Origin of the sequence: Klebsiella sp. Lac1 (genome assembly GCF_009825425.1) — a bacterium.
Lineage (GTDB): Bacteria > Pseudomonadota > Gammaproteobacteria > Enterobacterales > Enterobacteriaceae > Klebsiella > Klebsiella electrica.
This window is the reverse complement of sequence record NZ_VJZJ01000016.1, coordinates 1-227: the sequence shown is the minus strand read 5'-3', so window position 1 is coordinate 227 and position 227 is coordinate 1. Positions and strand designations below refer to the sequence as shown.

Below are 227 nucleotides of genomic sequence, written 5' to 3'. Positions count from 1 at the left end.
ATCTGTGTGGGCACTCAAAGTGACATGGATTCTTAACGTCCTCGGACGAAAAATGAATACCAAGTCTCAGTGAGTGAACATACGTAATTCATTACGAAGTTCTTTTCTTTAGAAATAAAGAAACACGAGCATCAAACTTAAATTGAAGAGTTTGATCATGGCTCAGATTGAACGCTGGCGGCAGGCCTAACACATGCAAGTCGAACGGTAGCACAGAGAGCTTGCTC

1 rRNA gene is annotated in these 227 nt (G+C 42.3%); it reads left to right on the top strand.

The annotated features are described in order from the left end of the window. Positions 1–139: 139 nt before the first annotated feature. A 16S ribosomal RNA gene (locus tag FNY10_RS26520) occupies positions 140–227 on the top strand; the annotation flags it as partial.